A 20,487-nucleotide genomic window follows, 5' to 3' on the forward strand; every position below is an offset into this window, starting at 1 on the left:
GCGCTTATGTTGCATCCCCGCAGTTTTTCCCACCAACAGGCTGAAGTCATGCTGGCTGCAGTGCAGATGACCAGCAGTGAAGACTGGGCCCACAATCGTGACACGGCTGCCCGACTGCTGGCCGAGGCAGCAGGTTCCGGTGCAGAACTGGTGGCCTTGCCGGAGTTTTTCCCGTTATTACATCGGGATGAACAGGCCAAATTTGCCCTGGCTGAACAGGATGGGCAGGGGCCCATGCAGGATTTTCTGGCTGAGCAGGCGCAGCGACTGGGTATCTGGCTGGTGGGTGGCAGTGTACCGTTAAAAAGCCCGTTTCCTGATCGACTCACCAACACCTGCCTGGTGTATGGCCCGGACGGCGGTCGGGTGGCTCGTTATGACAAGATTCACCTGTTTGGTTTTCAGCGCGGGGAAGAGCGTTACAACGAAGCCAGCAGCTTTGTGCCGGGTGATCAGCCGGTGACCTTTGATACTCCCTTTGGTCGGGTGGGGCTGGGCATCTGTTATGACCTGCGTTTCCCTGAGCTGTTTCGCCAGTTGGACAGTGTTGACCTGCTGGTGTTGCCTTCGGCCTTTACGGTGCCGACCGGACGGGCGCACTGGGAGTTGTTGCTGCGTGCCAGGGCGGTGGAAAATCTCTGTTACCTGCTGGCACCGGCACAGGCCGGTGAACATGCCAGTGGCCGTCGCACCTGGGGGCATTCAATGCTGGTCGATCCCTGGGGGGAGGTGCTGGCCTGTCTGCCGGAAGGTGAGGGTGTGATAACCGGTATGTTCAGCAGCCAGCGGCTGGCCGAGCTGCGTCAGCAGTTACCCGCACTTGAGCATCGCCGTCTGTAAGCAGTCATTGCGCCCGGACAGCTCAGCACGGTCTACTCAGGAAAAGGGTTTTTCCGGTACCCCGTTTTTAATCCACAGCTCCAGCAGTTCTTTCAGGACCGGCAAGGGTGACTGTTCCGGCTCCCGTTCAGCGGTCAGCAGGGTGACCGGGCCAGTCTGCAGGGCATGGATCAGTTCATCGGTCTTGTCGGGCTGCTGGTAGAGTTCGTCGCGGTAATAACGGGCAAAGTTTTTCCAGTCCAGTTCACCCTGGGCCAGCTGACGCTTCAGGCCACTGCTGGGTGCCACCTGCTGACACCAGAGGTCGATGTCCAGATCCCGCTGATCCCGCCCGTGTGGCAACAGTCGATCCACCAGAATGCGGGTGCCATCCTGCGTTTCTTTGGGGGCGTAAAGCCATTTGATGTGGAGCTTGTCGGTCATGGCTGGATTCCCTGTGCAATTGGCCTGACGCTGGCGCGTGTCTCAGTTAGAATAGGCCACTTTATCTTGTTCCCGCGGGGGTTCTTTTGTCTGTCTCCTTGTCCGATTGGCTGCGTCCTTTCATTTCCCTGTCTTGTGATGACCGCGAGACAGGAGAGATTTTAGCCGAATGTCGCCTGTCGCAGCTAGCGGATGCTTACCCGTTTCTGTATCTCTGTTGGCAGCAGTCCACTGCTTCTTCCTTGATCAACGGCTTGCTGGTGGTTCAGGCCATGCAGCGGCTGCACTGGATCAGCGAAGCAGAGGCAGATGCCTGGCAGGGGTTGTTTGCCCGCCATTTGTTGTTGCGTTTTCCCCGCTGGCAGACCTGGCTGGCGGAACTGGAGCATGAAGGTTTTTCAGCACCCCGGTTACAGCAACTGGCAACCGCTGATTTTTCCGCCTGGAACCAGCTGGAGCAACCGGCGGAATCCCTGGCGGCTTTAACTCGGCGTTTGCCGGAGCCACTGCGGGTGCGCAGCACCCCGATGGGTTATGCACTGGCAGTGCGTGCATCCAGTTTTGTGGTTTATGGTCAGCCGTTGAATGACCCGGAGCTGTTGCGTCAGCGTTTCTGGCCAGATGTGCAGGCCACCCTGAATGATTATTGGCAGGTGCATTCCGCCACTGATTGCCGCCAGCTGCTCTATTGGTTGTGCGGACAGGGTCAGCGTTATGCCTGGCAGCTGGATTTTCAGTGGTTGCAGCAGGCTTCTGATGAAGACCATGAACTTTGGCGCAGTGAACTGCCGGAAGGGTTTGATGGTTATGGTGACCTTCTGGAAACGCTGGTCGAATTGCCCCAGCTGGATGTGGCCGCCTGGGACTGGGTACGCATGGCGGACCTGGCACTGGCCGGATATCTGGCCGGTTACCTGACCGCCACCGAATGGCGCAGTGTGGCGCTGGTGGCCCTGTGGCTGCTGCGCAGCCAGTATCAGAACTGGCAACAACTGCGTGACAGTTACCTGCTGGGTTATCAGCTGTGGCAGACCCAGACCAGTTTCACCCTCAGCCCCGAGCTGGAGCAGACCTGGGCACTGCTGACGGAATCGCCCTTTTCACCCTGCAATCAACTGGACTGGCAGGCCCTGTCTCTGGATCACCCGGATTTTCGTGATGCCATCCAGCATTTTTCCGCCCGCCTGGATGATCCACTGTTGCTGGGTTGCCTGGTTGCCAGCCTGCGGGATGATGCCTGCCTGCTGACCGGTCTGGAACCGGGTAGTCTGCCCGCTTCACGGCGCAATGATGCACGTGAATACCTGTTTGCCGGGCTCGACATCCAGGCTGAAGAAGGCCTGACCACTACGCTGGCGCGTTTCTGGCAGCCGGGACGGGTGCATCATTATGATCAACTGGCGCTGAATGCACGGGTCGGACGGATTCCCCAGTTGCCTGACAATCTGGCGGCAGTGCCGGAAGTCTGGGATGCCTGGCAACAACAGGCCCCCTTGCTGGCTGATCTGGTGAAGCAGCCCGCCGGGGTGGTGATGGCGGAAAAGTATGCCTTTTATCTGGTCAAGGCACTGGAAACCGGCCATTACCCGGAAACTGAAGCCCGCCAACTGGCGCTGGCACTCAAGGATTACCTGAGCTGGCACTACCCTTCCGCCATGCAATTATTAAAAGCCTGGCAGGGCTGGGATGAAGTGCTGACTCTTGGCGGTGAGGAAAAACCCCTGCAGGCTGAACTGGAATGGCACCTGAAAGATCCCGGCAGCCTGTTCCGCTTCCTGCCCTGGAAACGCCCGCCCACCCGTTTCACCGAACCGGGTAAACCGGTCAGTGAAGCCGATCTGGCGACACTGAATCTGGTTGGGCCGCTGACCGGCATTCACTGGTCCTGGCCGGAAAAACTGCCGATGGGCCCACGTGAGGAGCTGCGCAATCTGCTGCAGGAAACTCACCTGTTCCAGCAGGAAGAAGATCTCAAGGACTACCTGAATCACCTGTTCCAGGCCGGTGACCGTCAGGAGTTCATGATTGCCTTTTCACCCTTCACCCTGAATCCGGCCAGGCTCGATATCGAAATCGAAACCCATGAGCAGGAAGAGCGGGATGAAGAGCAGGAAGCCTATTACCAGCGGCTGTTGCGGGTGAAGCACAATACCCTGGGCATCAATGATGTGGACCTGGCCGCCTGGGACATGGTGCAGCTGGTGGATCTGGCGGTGGCCGGTTATCAACTGGACTGGCTGGACGATGCTGAGCTGCTGGACTGGCTGGCGCGGATACGCGGCCTGATCACCCGTGAATACCACGGTTGGGCAGACTTTGCCCGTGCCCTGCTGGCCGGTTACAACTTCTTTATGAATGAAAGTGACAACCGCGCTGAACTGCTGGAAGTTTTCAGTCAGCGACTGCTGAGCCTGTTGATTGCAGTACCGCCCCAGGGCGGCCTCTGGTACACCCTGGCCTGGCCGGGTGAACGCCAGCGCGACTGGCATCAGCAGGCGACGGCACTGGGCAGTGCTCGCCGCCGATTACACTGAACCGATGAAAATTGTATCCTGGAATTGCAATGGCGCACTGAGGCGAAAGTTGGCACAGGCTGATAGCCTTGATGCTGATGTGCTAGTGATTCAAGAGTGCGAAGACCCGGCTTGCTCTACGGACGAATACAAAGCATGGGCAGGGAGTTATCTCTGGATTGGTGAGTCAAAAAATCGTGGTATTGGTGTGTTTCCTAAAAAAGGCTGCACAGTTCAACGCTTAAACTGGAGTGGCTTTTTTCATTTGCCTGGTCTGCAAAGTCAAAGTGAAACGCTATGCTGGAGCACAGAAGACCTTCGTTTGTTTTTGCCATTCACAATTAATGAAAAGATCACTGTATTGGCTGTATGGACCAAAGGCAGTAATAACGAGTCCTTTGGTTACATTGGGCAATTCTGGAAGTACCTTCAAATTCACCGCTCAGACTTGCACAAGCCTGGCACGGTCATTCTTGGCGACTTCAACAGTAATTGTGTTTGGGACAAACCAGATCGCTGGTGGAATCACTCGGATGTAGTGGCGGAACTCAGTGTGCTGGGATTTCAGAGCCAGTATCATCATGACTCAGGGGAACAGCAGGGGTGTGAAACCCGGCCAACTTTCTTCTTGCAGCGTAATCTCCAAAAACCCTATCACATAGACTATTTTTTCACGTCCTCGGACCTAACCGAGTCGTCGGAGCTGTCAGTGGGCGGCTATGAAGACTGGATACCCTTCAGTGACCATATGCCTATGACCCTGCTGCTGGGAGGGGATAAATGGATCCATTAGCTTTAGCTGTTGGTTTCCTGCTACGTTGCTCATAACCAACTGTTGTAGTGCGTTTATATTTTGCCAGCCTACCACCGAGTGTTGTAATTGCTGCGCTTCACGGCCAGTGATTGGTTAAGTCAGTTAAGTAGACAGGCTAAAAGATTCACGTTATGAGCGCAGGCCAGGCAAGGCGAAATTGACCGAGAAAGCGCAGTTTACACGTAGTAAATGAGCATTTTGAGGTCAATTTCAACGCAGCATGGCCAAGCGCAATAGTGAATCCTAGCTGCGCCCGTGGGGGCTATCCAGGTCCAGTAGTGGTCCTTCAGGCACCACCCGGGTGGGGTTGATCATGTCGTGGCTCTGGTAGTAGTGGCCTTTGATGTGCTGGAAATCAACGGTTTCCTTCACGCCGGGCCACTGGTACAACTCTTTCAGGTAACCCTGCAGGTTGGGATAGTCGGCAATGCGGCGCAGGTTGCATTTGAAGTGCCCGACATAAACGGCATCAAAACGGATCAGGGTGGTGAACAGCCGCCAGTCGGCTTCGGTCACCTGATCACCACAGAGATAACGCTGCTCACCCAGCCGTGTTTCCAGCCAGTCCAGCGCCTTGAACAGCGGAACCACAGCTTCTTCATAGGCCTCCTGGCTGGTGGCAAAACCTGCCTTGTAAACCCCGTTGTTGATCTCGTCATACACCCGCGCATTCACTGCATCAATTTCACTGCAAAGATGATCGGGATAGTAGTCCCCGGCAAGGGCACCGATACCATCAAAGGCTGAATTGAACATGCGAATGATGTCGGCAGATTCATTACTGACAATGGTTTGCCGGTGTTTGTCCCACAGCACCGGCACGGTGACGCGGCCGGAATAGTCCGGGTCTGCCTGAGTGTAAATCCGGTGCATGTAATCCGCCTGAAACAGCGCGTCAGCAATCACTCCGGGGCCGGGTTCAAAGGTCCAGCCGTGTTCAGCCATGTACCAGTGCACCACGGATACATCAATCAAGGCTTCCAGCCCTTTCAGGCGACGAAAGATCAGGGTGCGGTGAGCCCAGGGACAAGCCAGTGACACATACAGGTGATAACGACCACCCTCGGCCTTGAATCCTGCCTTGCCGCTGGGACCGGCTGAACCATCAGCGGTGATCCAGTTGCGGAACTGACTTCTGGAACGCTCAAAACGTCCGCCGGTTTCTTCGGTGTCATACCACTGATCGTGCCACTGACCTTCAACAAGCAAGCCCATCAATCTCTCCAGTGCAGTTATTCTGTATTATCAGAAAGTTATTCTAAAAGAATCAGACCCCTGCAACTGCCGCAGGTTCAGGGTGCAGGCAATACATCCACCGCCACATGCAGATCATGTGCGCCGCCACCATTCATCACGCCTTTCAGCGGGGTGACATCAGCATAGTCCCTTCCCCAGCCGAGTGTCAGGTAACGCTCGGAAGGGGTGCTGCCGTTGGTGGGGTCAATTTCCATCCAGCCCCAACTGGGCACAAATACACCCAGCCAGGCGTGGCTGGCGTCAGCCCCCAGCAGTTTTTCCTGCCCCGGTGGTGGCAGGGTTTCCAGATAACCACTGACATAACGGGCGGCCAGACCGATGGAACGCAAGGCCCCGATGGCCAGGTGGGCAAAGTCCTGACACACCCCCTTGCGATTGTGCAGCACATCCAGCACCGGCGTGGCCAGGGTACTGAATTCCGGGTCGTATTTGAATTCGGTGAAAATGCGTCGATTCAGGTGCAGGATGGCTTCAATCAGCGGACGGCCCGGTGTGAAACTTTCCATGGCAAACTCGGCCAGCTCCGGTTGACGACGGATGAAGGGGGAGTCCAGGGTGAACAGTCGGGCTTCCAGGCAAGCGGCCTCGGTGACCGGGTTCTGGTGGTGGCTGCCGGGTGCCATCTGTTCAGCCACGGTTTCCCAGGGGGTGGTCATGCCGATGTCCGGTTGCGGGCGTGGCTGGGTAGTGACCTGGCTTTCCACCGTCACTTCCAGACTGTCATGGATGTCCTGAATGGCAAAATACACCACTCGATTTCCAAAAAAATCACGCCGTTCATGCTGGCGCAGCGGTTCCGGGGTGATGATCAGTCGGGTGTTTTCACACTTCTGCCAGGGCAGGTCCCGCAACAGCAGTCGTGCCTCGTTGTGGCTGAGGGTGACACTGCTGGTGTAGTCGTAACGGGTGGTGTGGCGCAGCAGGTATTTCATGTTGACGGCTCTCATACACTGGTCTGCAGGGTGACCAGCTGCCGTGGTGTTTCGGCATGGCTGAAGTGACTGTGCGAAATGGCGTCGGACAGGCTGGAAATGGGATCAATCAACTGGTCCAGCAGGGCCTCCAGTGCCTTGCGGGCATCTCTGGAGGTATCCAGATCCACCAGGCTGTCGAGATCCACCAGGTGCAGACGGCTGGTGGCTTCAATCACCAGACGGGTTTCCCGGCTGCGGAAGGGCGAAGAACCCGGCTGCGGCAGGCGTTCAATCTGGCGGCCCAGTCGCTTCAGCATGTAGCCGACCGAGCGCGGATTGGTTTCATCAAACAGCAGCAGATCCAGAATGGCGGTCGGGTGCAACTGTGAGCGGTAACGGCGGCGATATACCGTGAGGTTGTCGGTGGTTGCCAGCACCACTTCCCACAGGGGAATGCCCGGTTGCTGGGCGGTGATCAAAGCCAGTTTCAGCAGTTCGAGGCTGGTCAGCAGGCGCTCAATGAAACGGCCGATGTCCATGAAACGCCAGCCGTAATGGTGCGGCATGGTTTCATTGCACAGCCCGAAAAAGGCGGCCAGATGGGTGACCAGGTCTTCCAGACTGCGGCGCCCACTGCTGGCACCCTGGGTGCGCGGCAGGTCATTGAATTTCTGACGCAGGCTGTTGAGGGTACGCCAGGCATCATCACCCAGGTGATCACGCACTGCGCGGCTGTTGCGCAAAAAGTGGCTGAACAGCCAGGGCAGGCCATCCATGCTCTGTTCACCCAGTTGATCCAGCAGTTTTTCACGCAGCAGGATGAACTGGCGGCTGCTGCGGGAATTCATCTTGCGGGCACGAATCAGTGCCGGGGTGTCTTCGGTGGAATCAAAGTCCGGCAGCTCCACTTCCAGTGCGGTGAACAGATCCGGTAGCAGTGTCTGGTCCAGCGGTAACTGGCCGTCTTCCAGCAGATGCCCCAGGGTTTCACGCAGCAGGCGGGTGCGGTTGTCCAGGCGTTCACCGTAACGACCCATCCAGAACAGGCTGTCGGCGACACGACTGGGCAGGTCCTTGCCGTCACGGGTGACCAGTACCGGGCCGTGGGCCTGGCGCAGCAGACTGACGTGCGGCTGGGTGACTGGTGCCAGTACCCAGATGTCTTTCACCAGGGTGCTTTCCATCACCGGGGTGCCGGGTTCAGCAACCCAGGCCAAGCCGCCGGGCATGATGCGGTGCTGACGCTCACGCGCCGGTTTTTTCATTTCACCCGGATCAGCCAGGCTGAACAGGCGCAGGTTCACCGGCTGGGGTTGCAGGCGTTGTTCGCGGCTGTTGAAACTGGGGGTGGAGGCGGCCTGCATCGGCAACTGGCCAACATAAAGGTGTGGTGAGTGCTGCATGGCCTGCTGCAGGCGTTCACGCTGGCTGGTGGTCAGGTGTTCGGGATGGATCACCGTGCCGGGGTCGCTGATGTCGCGCAGTTGCCAGCGGGGTGGGAACTGCAGCAGGTCTTGCAGGTGTTCAGGTTCACCGCACCAGCGGGTTTCACGGCCTTTCAGCAGCAGTGGCTCACCCAGTAGAAACTCGCACAGTGCAGGCATGAAGCAGGTCAGTGCCGGGTGTTCCAGCACACCCACACCCAGGGTGTTGGCAATTTCCACTTCGCCACGACGGGCTGCCTGCATCAGACCGGGCACACCCAGCAGGGAATCACCGCGCAGTTCCAGCGGATCACACCAGGGATCGGTGATCTGGCGCACAATCACGTCCACGGTTTTCAGGCCACCGAGGGTACGCATGGCCACCTGACCGTCACGCACCACCAGGTCGCCGCCTTCCACCAGTGAGAAGTTCATGTAGTTGGCCAGCCAGGCGTGTTCAAAATAACCGGGGCTGCCAGGGCCGGGGGTCAGCAGCACAATATTGGGTTCTTCGCGGTGGTGTTGGGCCAGCTGTGCCAGGCAACGGTGCTGTGCCTGCAGAAAACCGGCCAGTCGCCGCAAGGGTGCATCCCGGTAGAGGGTGGACATGGCACGTGCCAGCAGGATGCGGTTTTCCAGCGCATAACCGGCACCAGAAGGCGCCTGGGTCCAGTCGGCCATCACTCGCCATTCACCCAGGTGATCACGAATCACGTCCATGCCGTGGAAAATCAGCATCGGGCGTTCCGAGCGGTGTTGATTGTCCGCCGCAGCAAACAGCCAAGCCGGGTGGGTGTAAACCAGTTCGGGAGGCAGGATGCCATCACGGATCACCCGGCGTTCACCGTAGAGGTCTTCAACCAGGGCTTCCAGCAGGCGGCTGCGCTGAATCAGGCCCTGTTCCAGCGGTTCCCAGTCCTGGGTACTGATCACATAGGGCAGGGGGTCCAGTTGCCAGGAGCGCAGTTTACCGGCATCGTCTTCATAAACGTTGAAGGTCACACCGTTTTCATGCAGCAGGTTCTGCACTTCTTCTGAGCGCTGGCTCAGCCCATCCAGACCCAGATCAGCCAGTTCATCCAGTACGCCTTGCCAGCGGGCACGAATATTGCCATCCGGTTCGACGAGTTCGTCATAACCCGGCGTGACCGGGTAGTTGTCCAGCAACTGGCGCAACTCGTCACCGAGTGCAGAGGTATTCAGCATGACAGAGATATTCCCGATGGCATTTAGCTGCTATTGTCACCAATTATTGTCACCTCCCACAAGAGGCGCGTATTCAGGGAGTCCAAAGGCATGAAGCTTTATTCCTGCACTGGCTGTGGTCAGTTGGTGTTTTTTGAGAATACCCAGTGTAATCACTGTGGTGCACTGCTGGGCTTTGTACCGGAACAACTGACGTTAACAGCCTTTGAACCGGTGGATGGAACCCTTTGGCGTCCCCTGGGACAGCAGGATTTCACTGTTCCCCTGTATCGCCAGTGCAGCAACTATCAGTACCAGGCCGTGTGCAACTGGATGCTGCCAGCGGATGATCCGCATGATTTCTGTATTGCCTGCCGCCTCAACCGCACCATTCCGGACCTTGGCCAACCACAGAATCGCGGGTTCTGGCTGAGCCTGGAAACCGAAAAACGCCGCCTGATCTACAGCCTGTTGCAACTGGGGTTGCCACTCATCTCCCGCTCAATTGATCCGACCGGGCTGGAATTTGATTTTCTGGAAGACACTGAACCCACCTTTTCTGAAAGTGGGCGGGTGCTGACCGGTCATTCCGAAGGCCTGATCACGCTGAACATTGCTGAGGCTGATCCGGTGCGGCGCGAAAAGATGCGCAGCCGCATGGCAGAACCTTATCGCACCCTGTTGGGGCATTTTCGCCATGAGTCCGGCCACTACTACTGGGACCGACTGATCCGCAACAGCCAATGGTTGTTTGCCTTCCGGGAGCTGTTCGGGGATGAGCGCCAGGATTATGCCGCCGCCTTGCAGCGGCATTACAGTGAAGGTGCCAGCGGTGACTGGCAACAGCAGCATGTCAGTGCTTATGCCAGTGCCCATCCCTGGGAAGACTGGGCAGAAACCTGGGCGCACTACCTGCATATTCTGGATACCCTGGAAACCGCTGGGCAGTTTGGCCTGAGTGTGCAGCCTTCATTGAGTGGTGCTGCCGGTGTGCAACTGGCTCAGGGGTTCAATCCGGCGCTGGGTGCCGATTTTGACTGGCTGATCCAGACCTGGCTGCCACTGACCACCGCACTCAACAGCCTGAATCGCAGCATGGGGCATGATCATGCCTACCCGTTTGTACTGGCCCCGGCAGTGATCAACAAACTGCGGCTGGTGCATCAGGTGATCATGGCACAGGGCTTGCTCTGATTTATTCAGGTTTCTAAAGTCGTTTATTCGTGAGACAGCGAGGGAATACGTCACCATGACCATCCGTGTTGCATTGAAGCACCATACCCGTTACGACTTTGACAAGCCGGTAAAGCTGTCACCTCACCTGATACGTCTCAAGCCTGCTCCCCATTGCCGCACCCCGATTGACAGTTATTCCCTGAAAATCACCGGCGGTGAATATTTCATCAACTGGCAGCAGGATCCCTTCGGTAACCATCTGGCACGGCTGGTGTTTCCGGACAAGGTGAAGTTTTTGCAGGTCGAAGTGGAAGTGGTTGCCCCGATGACGGTGATCAATCCCTTTGATTTTTTTGTGGAAGAATCCGCCGAGCAGTTTCCTTTTTCTTATCGTGACAGCCTGAAACGCGATCTGGCTCCTTATCTGGAAGTGACCGAATCCGGCCCGTTGTTGATGGAGTGGTTGACCGAGGTGCCACGTGAACCGGCAGCCATTGTCAACTTCCTGGTCGCAATCAACCAGCGTTTGCAGCAGGACATTGCTTATACCGTGCGGCTGGAACCGGGGGTGCAGACGGCGGAAGAAACCCTGGAAAAACGCCTGGGTTCCTGCCGGGATTCGGCTTGGCTGCTGGTGCAGATCCTGCGGCATCTGGGGCTGGCGGCCCGGTTTGTATCGGGTTACCTGATTCAGTTGACGCCGGATGTCAAAGCGCTGGATGGCCCGTCCGGCACGGAAGTGGATTTCACCGACCTGCACGCCTGGACGGAAGTGTTTGTGCCCGGTGCCGGTTGGATCGGTCTGGACCCTACCTCCGGCCTGCTGGCCGGGGAAGGCCACCTGCCGCTGGCAGCCACTCCGGAGCCAACCTCTGCCGCCGCCATCACCGGTTTTTCTGATCCCTGTGAAGTGACCTTTGATTTTCACATGGAAGTCACCCGCATCCACGAAGAACCCCGTGTCACCAAGCCCTACACCGAAGACGCCTGGCAACAGATCCTGCAACTGGGTGAACAGGTGGATGAAGTGCTGGAAGCGGAAGACCTGCGCCTGACCATGGGTGGTGAGCCCACTTTTGTTTCGATTGATGACATGGATGCACCAGAATGGAACACGGCCGCGCATGGGCCCACCAAACGGGGCCTGTCTGAACAGTTATTAAAACGCCTGCGTCCGCGTTTTGCGCCCGGCAGCCTGATGCATTACCAGCAGGGCAAGTGGTATCCGGGTGAAAGCCTGCCGCGCTGGGCGCTGGCCTGTTACTGGCGCAAGGATGGTCAGCCGTTGTGGCGGGAAGACCGCTGGCTGGCCGACATTACCAAAGATTACGGCGTGGGTGTGGCACAGGCCGGTGCTTTTTCTGAAACCCTCACTCGTCGGCTGGGGGTCAGTGCCCGCTGGCTGATCCGTGCGTATGAAGATGCCTACCATTACCTGTGGCTGGAAAGAAACCAGCCGGTGGATGTGGAGCTGGAAGGCGAAAACCTCAAGGATGATGAAAACCGTGCCCGTCTGGCCCGCTTGCTGGAGCGTGGGCTGGATGAAGTCACCGGGTTTGTGTTGCCGCTGGCGCGTCCGGAGCCCGGCAAGGGTTGGACATCCGGCCACTGGCCATTAAAACGCAGCAACCTCTACCTGTTGCCCGGTGATTCCCCGATGGGATTACGCCTGCCGCTGTCGGCCCTGCCGCGAGCCGGACGGGATGATCAACCACAGCCATCCAGCCTGTTTGAACCCCGCCAGCCACTGGCTGACCTGCATGGTGAAATGGCCAGCCGTTACAGCAGTTGGCAGACACAGCAACCACAACGGCTCAGTGACCAGTACCCGGATGAACCGGGTGCGAAAGTGATTCACACCGCGCTGTGCATTGAACCGCGTGAAGGCAAGTTGTTTGTGTTCATGCCACCGCTGCATGATCTGGAAGCCTGGGTCGAGTTACTGGCTGCAGTGGAACAGACGGCCGCCCAGTTGCAGCTGCCGGTGTGCATTGAAGGTTATCCGCCACCGTCTGACCCACGCATTGAAAAATTCATGATCACCCCGGACCCCGGTGTGATTGAGGTCAACATCATGCCCGCCCGCAGCTGGCCGGAGCTGGTGCGCAACACTGAAATTCTTTATGAAGAAGCCCGCCAGACGCGACTGGGCACCGACAAGTTCATGCTGGATGGGCGTCACACCGGCACCGGTGGCGGTAACCACGTCACCCTTGGTGGTGAAACCCCGGTGGACTCCCCCTTCCTGCGTCGCCCGGATCTGCTGGCCAGCATGCTGACCTACTGGCAACACCACCCCAGCCTGTCTTACCTGTTTGTGGGGCTGTTCATGGGGCCCACCAGTCAGGCGCCACGCATCGATGAAGCGCGCCATGAAGCTCTGTACGAGCTGGAAATTGCCCTGCAACAGATGCCAGTCGGTGAAGTCACCCAGCCCTGGCTGGTGGATCGCCTGCTGCGCAACCTGCTGACCGACATCACCGGCAACACCCACCGGGCTGAATTCTGCATCGACAAGCTGTATTCACCGGATAGCCCCACCGGGCGTCTGGGACTGCTGGAGCTGCGCGGTTTTGAAATGCCGCCGCATGCCCGCATGAGTCTGATGCAGCAACTGCTGATTCGTGCACTGGTGGCGCGTTTTGCCCGTGAACCCTATCGCAAGCCGCTGGTGCGCTGGGGCACCAGCCTGCATGACCGCTGGATGCTGCCGCATTACCTGTGGCAAGACCTGCAGGACGTACTGAAGGATCTGGCCGACTTCGGTTTTGATTTCCAGCCGGAATGGTTTGCTGCCTTCCTGGAATTCCGTTTCCCCAGTTATGGCCGGGTGACCTACGACGCGGTGCAACTGGAACTGCGTCAGGCGCTGGAACCCTGGCATGTGCTGGGTGAAGAAGTCAGCGGGGGTGGTACCGCCCGTTATGTGGATTCCTCCGTTGAACGGCTGCAATTGAAGGTGAAGGGCTTTAATCCGGCCCGTCATCAGGTCACCTGCAATGGCCGCCTGCTGCCACTGCAAGCCACCGGTGTGGAAGGCGAGGCGGTGGCCGGGGTGCGTTACCGTGCCTGGCAACCGCCATCTGCACTGCATCCGATGATTCCGGTGCATGCACCCTTGGTGTTCGACCTTTACGACAGCTGGAATCAGCGTTCACTGGGCGGCTGCACCTACCATGTGTCGCATCCGGCAGGTCGAAATTATGAATCTTTCCCGGTCAATGCCAATGAAGCCGAAGCCCGGCGTCTGGCCCGCTTCTGGCCACAGGGACACAGTCAGGGACGGATGCAGCCGGCACAGGAACCAGTGAATCGGGAATACCCCTGCACGCTGGATCTACGTTGGCATCACCGGGCCAGGGATTGATCTGTATTGCGTTGAAACCGACGCTGTGATAACTGGTATACAGATTGCAACAAAGTCGTCATGGAAAACAACAAACCGGCCTCAGGCCTGGTTGCAGTAAGGGGAAGTCAGTCAGATGAGCAAGATCAACTGGAACAACTACGCCTTTAATGGCTTTTATGATGAGCTGATGGCCGCCCCCGGAGTGCCGCATCCTGCGGCCAGAATGCTGTGTGAATACCTGGCGCAACTGGATGCGCGAGAGCTGAAAGAACACAAGCATGCGGCTGAAGTGGCCATCCAGGTGATGGGCATCACCTTCACCGTCTATTCCGAAGGCAGCATGATTGACCGGGCCTGGCCTTTTGATATTGTGCCCCGAATCATTCCACTGGATGAATGGCAACGCACCGAAGCAGGGCTTAAGCAACGGGTGCAAGCCCTGAACATGTTCATTGATGACCTTTACCATGATCAGAAGGTGGTCAAAGATGGTGTTTTACCCAAAGAAATCCTCGCTCAATCGGTGAATTTCCGGCCTCAGTGTGTGGGCATCAACCCGCCGCACCATATCTGGGCACACATCTGTGGCTCCGATCTGGTGCGTGATAAAGACGGCGCCCTGTATGTGCTGGAAGACAACCTGCGGGTGCCCTCCGGTGTGTCTTACATGCTGGAAAACCGCAACGTCACCAAACGCATCCTGCCGGAGCTGTTTGCCACCGGGCGCATTCAGCCGGTGGATGACTACTGTTCCAACCTCTATGACATGCTGGCTGCCATGTCACCGCGTCCCGGTGATGACCCGCAGATTGTGGTGATGACACCCGGCATCTACAACTCGGCCTATTTTGAACATTCCTACCTGGCCCAGCAGATGGGTGTGGAACTGGTGGAAGGTTCCGACCTGCTGGTGGGGGATGATGATTGCGTTTACATGCGCATGGTGGATGGCCTGAAACGGGTGGATGTGATCTACCGCCGCATTGATGACCTGTTCCTCGATCCGGAAGCCTTTAACCCGGAATCGACACTGGGTGTGGCCGGGCTGATGCGTGCCTGGCGCAAGGGCAAGGTGGCACTGGTGAATGCACCCGGTGCCGGCGTGGCCGATGACAAGGTGGTTTATGCCTTTGTGCCGGAGCTGATCCGTTATTATCTGGATCAGGAACCGCTACTGCCCAACGTGCCCAGCTACCTGTGCATGCGGGATGACGACCGGCGTTATGTGCTGGACAACCTGGATAAACTGGTGGTTAAACCGGCCAATGAATCCGGTGGTTACGGCATGCTGGTCGGTCCTCATTCCACCAAGGCAGAACAGAAGCAATTTGCCGAGCTGATCAAGGCCAACCCACGCAACTACATGGCCCAGCCGACCCTGTCCCTGTCCACGGCACCCACCCTGTGTGATGGTGTGGTGGAAGCCCGCCATGTGGATCTGCGGCCGTTTATCCTGTCGGCCGGTAACCAGACTCACGTCACCACCGGTGGTCTGACCCGTGTGGCACTGACCCGTGGCTCGCTGGTGGTCAACTCCTCTCAGGGGGGCGGCAGTAAAGACACCTGGATTGTGGATGTGGACAACCTCGATGGCGCGCTGTCACCCAGCCAGTCGCAGCATCAGAATCAGGGAGGTGAGTGATCATGTTGTCTCGTGTTGCTGAAAACATCTACTGGCTGGCCCGTTACCTGGAACGTGCCGAAGACACCGCGCGACTGATCAGCGTTAACAGCCACCTGCTGCTGGATTTTCCACGGGCCACCAGCCTGGGTTGGGACTCCCTGGTGAACATCACCGGCAGCGAAGCCATCTTTGACAAGCACTATGACAAGCGTGATGAAACCAGTGTGCTGAATTTCCTCTGCGGGGATCGGCGTTACGGTGGTTCCATCATCTCTTCGCTGGCTGCTGCCCGTGAAAACCTGCGCACCACGCGAGACATCATGCCGCGTGAAATCTGGGAAGAAATCAACCAGCTTTACCTGGATACCGACAAACAGGTGCAGGCAGGCATCAACTCCCGCAACCGTGATAACTTCCTGAAACGGGTGATTCGCAGTTGCCAGACCGTCACCGGCCTGATTGAAGGGTCACTCAGCTACACCCAGGTGCGTACCTTCCTGCTGCTGGGTCGCCACCTGGAACGCGCCGACATGACCACCCGCATCATCGATGTGCGCTCAGCCAACCTGCTGCCGCGTTCCCCGGAAGAACTCACCCCCTTCGAGAACCTGCAGTGGATGAGTGTGCTGAAATCCCTCACCGGCTACCAGATGTACCGCCAGCAGGTACGCCTGCGGGTGAAAGGCCCGGACGTGCTGCGCTTCCTGCTGCAAGATAAAGCCTTCCCCCGTGCTGTGGCCTGCAGCCTGCGGGAAATGGTGCAAGTGCTGGAAGCCCTGCCGCGCCACGAACGAGTGCAACAAGTGGTGGACGACCTGGTGAAACTGCTGATTGCCGCCGACGTGGAAAGCCTCGCCGCCGAGCCGGAGCAACTCCACCTGTTTGTGGACGAACTGCAAATCGGCTTTAACCAGGTGCATGGAGCCATCGCTGAAAACTACTTTGGTGCCACTGATTAACTGATCTGCTTGACTGGCTACCAACTGAAGCCCGACCTGAAAAGGCCGGGCTTTTTACTGAGCTGAATCAAAACCTATGTAGTGTTCAGCTAATCCCAGACAGGAGCTCATGCATGGGTTTCTATTCTGCCAGATAGCTTCTGTATTACCCACTGATTCAGGCTGGCGTGATGTGTTCTGGCTTCTTCATCCAGTTGGCGATGCAGCTCTGGTGGAATACGCAGATTAAACTTTCCTGAATAGGGTTTATCTGGTTCTTTCCCTTCTGCTGCACAGAACTCCAGATAGTCATCCACGCTATCCTGGAACGCCTGTTTGAGCTCTTCAACACTGCTGCCTTGAAAGGTAATAACATCCAGTATCCCCAGAATTTCTCCATGGAATAGTTCAGCGTCCTGATCAAACTCAATATGTGCCTTGTAGCCTCTATGTTGCATCATGGCTGTACTCCTGCATTACTTAAGAAGCGCCTTACGGATTTTACAGCACCTTTGTCTGTTACCCGTTCTGGGTGTGGGCGATGAAATACAGCCAGGCACCCATTCAGGTTTACTCTGACACGGGAACCTCTCCCTTCTGATATTTTTGCGCCCAGTGCTGTAAACAATCCCTCAATGTCTGACCAATGCAGATCGGACTGTATAGGATCACTGAAAACTTTTTGTAAGGTTTTTTTGTGCTTGCTGTTCATACAGTACCATATTTTAGTATCACCCTTCCAGCCCTTTCCCCGCGCCTTTGCGGGCGATCAGTTCGATTTTGTAGCCATCGGGATCTTGCACAAAGGCGATTTCGGTGGTGCCGCCAAGCACCGGGCCGGGTTCGCGGGTGATGTTGGCTCCGGCTGCGCGGAGTTTGTCGCAGGTGCCATAGATGTCATCCACGGCGATGGCGATGTGGCCGTAACCGCTGCCCAGGTCGTATTCACTGGTGTCCCAGTTGTGGGTCAGTTCAATCACGGCCTGTTCGGATTCCGGGCCGTAACCGACAAAGGCCAGGGTGTAGCGGTATGCTTCGTTTTTGCTGGTGCGCAGCAGTTGCATGCCCATCACTTCGGTGTAGAACTTCAGGGAGCGGTCCAGGTCGCCAACGCGCAGCATGGTGTGCAGGATTCTCATGAGTCTGTGTTCTCCTCTGGTTCATCAAGGGTGTAAATCCGGGTGGTTTCGCTGCGGCCGCGCAGTTGCACCTCGTCAATGTAACGGGTCGCAATGTCATTGCCGAGCTGCTGCTGTACGGCTTCACTGACCAGCACCTGGGTGCCGTATTCCTTGTTGATGCTTTCCAGTCGTGCCGCCAGGTTCACGGCATCACCCAGTATGGTGTAGTTGATGCGTTCGCTGGAGCCGATGTTGCCCACCAGGGTTTTGCCATAGTGGATGCCGATGCGGGTGTGGAAGGGCGGCAGGCCCAGGGCTTCGCGCTCGGCATTGTAGGCTTTCAGTTTGCGCATCAGCATCTGGGCACTTGTGACCGCACGATGCACCGGATGTTCCACTTCCAGCGGCGCGCCCCAGAAGGCCAGCACGGCATCACCGATGTATTTGTCGATGGTGCCTGCGTTGTTCATGATGGTGGTGGACATCAGTTCAAAGTATTCGGACAGCTGTTCGGTGAGTTCCGCCGGTGACAGTTGTTCGGAAATGCTGGTGAAGTTTTCGATGTCGGTGAACATCACCACCAGCATTTTTTCTTCACCGCCGATGCGGGTTTCAACACCAGATTCAATCAACTGGCGCACCAGGGTTTTGGGGATGTAGCGAGAGAAGGCCGACATGCCGTTTTTCAGGCTGTTGAGCGCATCCTGGGCCATGTGGATTTCGGTGATGTCGGAATTGGTCGGGATGGTGAAGCTGGTGTTCAGGGCTTTCAGCTCTTTGGCCTGCCAGGCCAGTTCGGCAATCGGGCGACCCATGCGTCGGGCCAGCACATACACCAATGCAATGAACACCAGCAGGATCACAAAAGACACCAGCATGGAGTGGCGTGCAGTGGCACGAGCCGGCGCAAACAGCACGTCTTCGGGAATCAGGGCTGCCAGCATCCAGCCGTGCTGGCCAAAACGTAGTTCTCGCAGCGAGTAGAGCAGGTCGCTTTCCTTTTCCAGCGGCAGGGTGCCACGCTGGCTACCCTGCTGATACAGGCGATAGACCTGTTGCAGGTTGTCACTGCAGAGAGTGCCGTCACAGGAGGTCACCACAATGCTGCCGTTGTTGTCATACAGCACCAGCTCTCCACCGAGGATTTCAGCCTGACGTTGCATGTAGCGCTGCAGTGCATCGAGGGTGATGTCCATGCCTGCCACCTTGATGCGCAGGCCGGAATCATCAAACAGCGGCACTGATAGCGTGATGCCGCGTTGTTCGGTCTGATCAAAGCGATACACCGAACTCATGAAAGGATTGCGTCGATCCACCGCCTGCAGGTACCAGTCCTGCAGCAGTGGATCATGTTCAGCCAGGCGGCTTTCGATGATGCGGGTGTTCAGGTCTTCATCCAGGTATTCAATGATTTCCACCCGCTGGCCTTGCACTGGTGCCAGGTGCCGCAGGGAGGGTTCAGGATGCTGGCGGGCTTGAAAATAGCGTCCTTCACTGTCGGCCAGATAAATGCTGGAGATGTACCGGTTGGACAGCCGTTCTTTCATCAGGCGTTCCAGTTGTGGTGTTTTTTCCAGACGGCTGGAATCACTTTCCAGTGCCAGCAGGGTACGCAGGTGACTGGCAGACTGGGAGAAGTGCTGGCTCAGTCGCGCAGCCACGTTTTCGGTGATCTGTTCCGTCAGTTGTTCAGACAACTGCAGGGCACTGCGATGTGACTGGCTGTAGTTGAACAGGATGATCAGGCTGCCGACCAGGATGGTGAGGGTGGCAAACAGCATCACCTGGTTGAAGGTGAAGCTGCGGGTGCGGTGGGGAAGATTTTTAATCGCGGACATGGACACCGGCCTCCCTTGCTGCAGTCAGAAATGCATTCCAGTGTTGTTGGTAAAGGGTTTCTCCCGTGGCAGACAGGGGCAGCAGAAAGCTGTTGCCTTCCGTCAGGCGCTGGGTCATCCAGTTGGCGGTGCGCGGGGCTTGTCCCTGTGTGGTCAGTAACGGTGAGCGGTAGCCGGTATGCAGTGCCATCAGGCTGTTGGCTTCGATGTCGGTCAGGTGAGCCAGCAGTTTTAATGCATCATCGGGTCGGCTGCTGCTTCTGGGGATCACCAGCAGATCCATGCGTTGAACGGCCTGCCCTTGAGTGACGGTGTTTTCCAGCGAAGTGAAGGTGTAACCATTGCGGCTGCGCATCAGATGGCTGGCTTCACCCTGATGCAGGTGTGCCAGTCGGATCTGTTCCCAGCGCAGCAGTTGCAGGATTTCATTCGGCCCGGTGATGCTGTGCAGGCTGGGCAGCAGGCTGTGTAACCAATCGCTGGCGGCTTGCAGGTGTTCAGGCTGTTCGCTGTTCAGTGGCAGATTCAGTGCCCGAAAAGCCAGCGCAAACACTTCACGCGGATCATCCAGCAGTGCCAGTTGACGCTCATGACCAGGCTGGGTGAGTTGGTTCAGGTTGCTGAAGTGAGTGGTGCTCTGCTCCGGGCGCAGGATACCGGCATTGCGCCAGAGCAGCGGGCGGCTGTAGTGATAGTGGGGATCAAAACTTTTGCCATGCAGTCCGCTGTTGAGCAAAGTCAGCGCAGGCAGGGATGTTGCCGGCAGGGAGATTAACGCCTGTTGCAGTTCGGGAGTTAACTGGTGGGCAGGCAGCAGCACCAGGTCCGCCTGCTCCGGCAGTGAGCGGTTATCGGCCACTGCCCTGTCATCCGCTAAAGGCGTGTAACGTACAGCCAGGCCGGTGCGAGCTGTGAAGCTTTGCAGCACTTCCACCGGCAGATACCCCGGCCAGCCGTACACCTGTAAATAAGGGGTTTCGGCCAAGGTGCCAGTGCTGAACAGCCATAACAGCAAAAGTGTGTTTCTGAGCCGGACAACAGCATTCATCAGTGCTCTCCTTGCAGTGCTGG

Annotated in this window: 16 protein-coding genes; 7 read left to right on the forward strand and 9 right to left on the reverse strand. The window is 57.4% G+C overall.

Features of this window, described 5'->3' with window-relative positions:
• Nucleotides 1-6: 6 nt before the first annotated feature.
• Complete coding sequence (locus BT114_RS00875; RefSeq protein ID WP_072324430.1) at nucleotides 7-840, forward strand: carbon-nitrogen hydrolase family protein; 834 nt, start codon at nucleotides 7-9, stop codon at nucleotides 838-840.
• Between the two features lie 36 nt (nucleotides 841-876).
• On the opposite strand, the gene BT114_RS00880 is transcribed toward BT114_RS00875, so the two are convergent.
• Nucleotides 877-1,263, reverse strand: coding sequence for a DUF488 domain-containing protein (locus BT114_RS00880; RefSeq protein WP_072324431.1), 387 nt, complete (start codon nucleotides 1,261-1,263; stop codon nucleotides 877-879).
• Nucleotides 1,264-1,349: 86 nt separating this feature from the next.
• Between BT114_RS00880 and BT114_RS00885 the strand changes: the two genes are divergently transcribed.
• The gene (locus BT114_RS00885; protein ID WP_143142739.1) at nucleotides 1,350-3,797 is read left to right on the forward strand and encodes a YbeU/YbeR family protein; all 2,448 of its coding nucleotides are present in this window, start codon (nucleotides 1,350-1,352) and stop codon (nucleotides 3,795-3,797) included.
• A 4-nt stretch (nucleotides 3,798-3,801) separates the two neighbouring features.
• Entirely contained in the window at nucleotides 3,802-4,569 is a 768-nt protein-coding gene (locus BT114_RS00890; RefSeq protein WP_072324849.1) for an endonuclease/exonuclease/phosphatase family protein, read from the forward strand.
• Nucleotides 4,570-4,833: 264 nt separating this feature from the next.
• On the opposite strand, the gene BT114_RS00895 is transcribed toward BT114_RS00890, so the two are convergent.
• The 3 genes from BT114_RS00895 to BT114_RS00905 all read right to left on the reverse strand — a co-directional run bounded on the left by BT114_RS00895 (nucleotide 4,834) and on the right by BT114_RS00905 (nucleotide 9,391).
• A complete protein-coding gene (locus BT114_RS00895) occupies nucleotides 4,834-5,805 on the reverse strand; it encodes a glutathione S-transferase family protein (protein WP_072324433.1) in 972 nt (323 codons plus the stop codon).
• Between the two features lie 77 nt (nucleotides 5,806-5,882).
• Nucleotides 5,883-6,779, reverse strand: a complete 897-nt coding sequence (locus BT114_RS00900; RefSeq protein ID WP_072324850.1) for a transglutaminase family protein — start codon at nucleotides 6,777-6,779, stop codon at nucleotides 5,883-5,885.
• An 11-nt stretch (nucleotides 6,780-6,790) separates the two neighbouring features.
• Nucleotides 6,791-9,391: a circularly permuted type 2 ATP-grasp protein gene (locus BT114_RS00905; protein WP_072324434.1), complete on the reverse strand. Its 2,601-nt coding sequence runs from the start codon at nucleotides 9,389-9,391 to the stop codon at nucleotides 6,791-6,793.
• A 90-nt stretch (nucleotides 9,392-9,481) separates the two neighbouring features.
• Between BT114_RS00905 and BT114_RS00910 the strand changes: the two genes are divergently transcribed.
• The 4 genes from BT114_RS00910 to BT114_RS00925 all read left to right on the forward strand — a co-directional run bounded on the left by BT114_RS00910 (nucleotide 9,482) and on the right by BT114_RS00925 (nucleotide 16,478).
• Nucleotides 9,482-10,564 (forward strand): zinc-binding metallopeptidase family protein, encoded by a 1,083-nt coding sequence (locus tag BT114_RS00910; RefSeq protein WP_072324435.1) that lies wholly within the window; start codon nucleotides 9,482-9,484, stop codon nucleotides 10,562-10,564.
• Nucleotides 10,565-10,619: 55 nt separating this feature from the next.
• Entirely contained in the window at nucleotides 10,620-13,913 is a 3,294-nt protein-coding gene (locus BT114_RS00915) for a transglutaminase family protein (RefSeq protein ID WP_072324436.1), read from the forward strand.
• Between the two features lie 115 nt (nucleotides 13,914-14,028).
• Nucleotides 14,029-15,537, forward strand: coding sequence for a circularly permuted type 2 ATP-grasp protein (locus BT114_RS00920; RefSeq protein WP_072324437.1), 1,509 nt, complete (start codon nucleotides 14,029-14,031; stop codon nucleotides 15,535-15,537).
• Nucleotides 15,538-15,539: 2 nt separating this feature from the next.
• Nucleotides 15,540-16,478 (forward strand): alpha-E domain-containing protein, encoded by a 939-nt coding sequence (locus tag BT114_RS00925; protein WP_072324438.1) that lies wholly within the window; start codon nucleotides 15,540-15,542, stop codon nucleotides 16,476-16,478.
• A gap of 107 nt (nucleotides 16,479-16,585) precedes the next feature.
• Here the strand turns inward: BT114_RS00925 and BT114_RS00930 are convergent, their stop codons facing one another.
• The 5 genes from BT114_RS00930 to BT114_RS00950 are packed head-to-tail and all read right to left on the reverse strand — an operon-like array spanning nucleotide 16,586 to nucleotide 20,464.
• Nucleotides 16,586-16,918, reverse strand: a complete 333-nt coding sequence (locus tag BT114_RS00930) for a type II toxin-antitoxin system HicB family antitoxin (RefSeq protein WP_218163430.1) — start codon at nucleotides 16,916-16,918, stop codon at nucleotides 16,586-16,588.
• On the reverse strand, nucleotides 16,915-17,169 hold the full coding sequence (locus tag BT114_RS00935) for a type II toxin-antitoxin system HicA family toxin (RefSeq protein WP_072324439.1): 255 nt from the start codon (nucleotides 17,167-17,169) through the stop codon (nucleotides 16,915-16,917). The genes BT114_RS00930 and BT114_RS00935 overlap by 4 nt, the downstream gene beginning before the upstream one ends.
• Nucleotides 17,170-17,188: 19 nt before the next feature.
• The gene (gloA, locus tag BT114_RS00940) at nucleotides 17,189-17,596 is read right to left on the reverse strand and encodes a lactoylglutathione lyase (RefSeq protein WP_072324440.1); all 408 of its coding nucleotides are present in this window, start codon (nucleotides 17,594-17,596) and stop codon (nucleotides 17,189-17,191) included.
• Entirely contained in the window at nucleotides 17,593-19,416 is a 1,824-nt protein-coding gene (locus BT114_RS00945; RefSeq protein ID WP_072324441.1) for an adenylate/guanylate cyclase domain-containing protein, read from the reverse strand. The genes gloA and BT114_RS00945 overlap by 4 nt, the downstream gene beginning before the upstream one ends.
• On the reverse strand, nucleotides 19,403-20,464 hold the full coding sequence (locus BT114_RS00950) for a type 2 periplasmic-binding domain-containing protein (protein ID WP_072324442.1): 1,062 nt from the start codon (nucleotides 20,462-20,464) through the stop codon (nucleotides 19,403-19,405). Before BT114_RS00950 ends, BT114_RS00945 begins: the two co-directional genes overlap by 14 nt.
• Between the last annotated feature and the right edge of the window lie 23 nt (nucleotides 20,465-20,487).

Source organism: Marinospirillum alkaliphilum DSM 21637 (genome assembly GCF_900119735.1).
GTDB classification, from domain to species: Bacteria; Pseudomonadota; Gammaproteobacteria; order Pseudomonadales; family Halomonadaceae; genus Marinospirillum; species Marinospirillum alkaliphilum.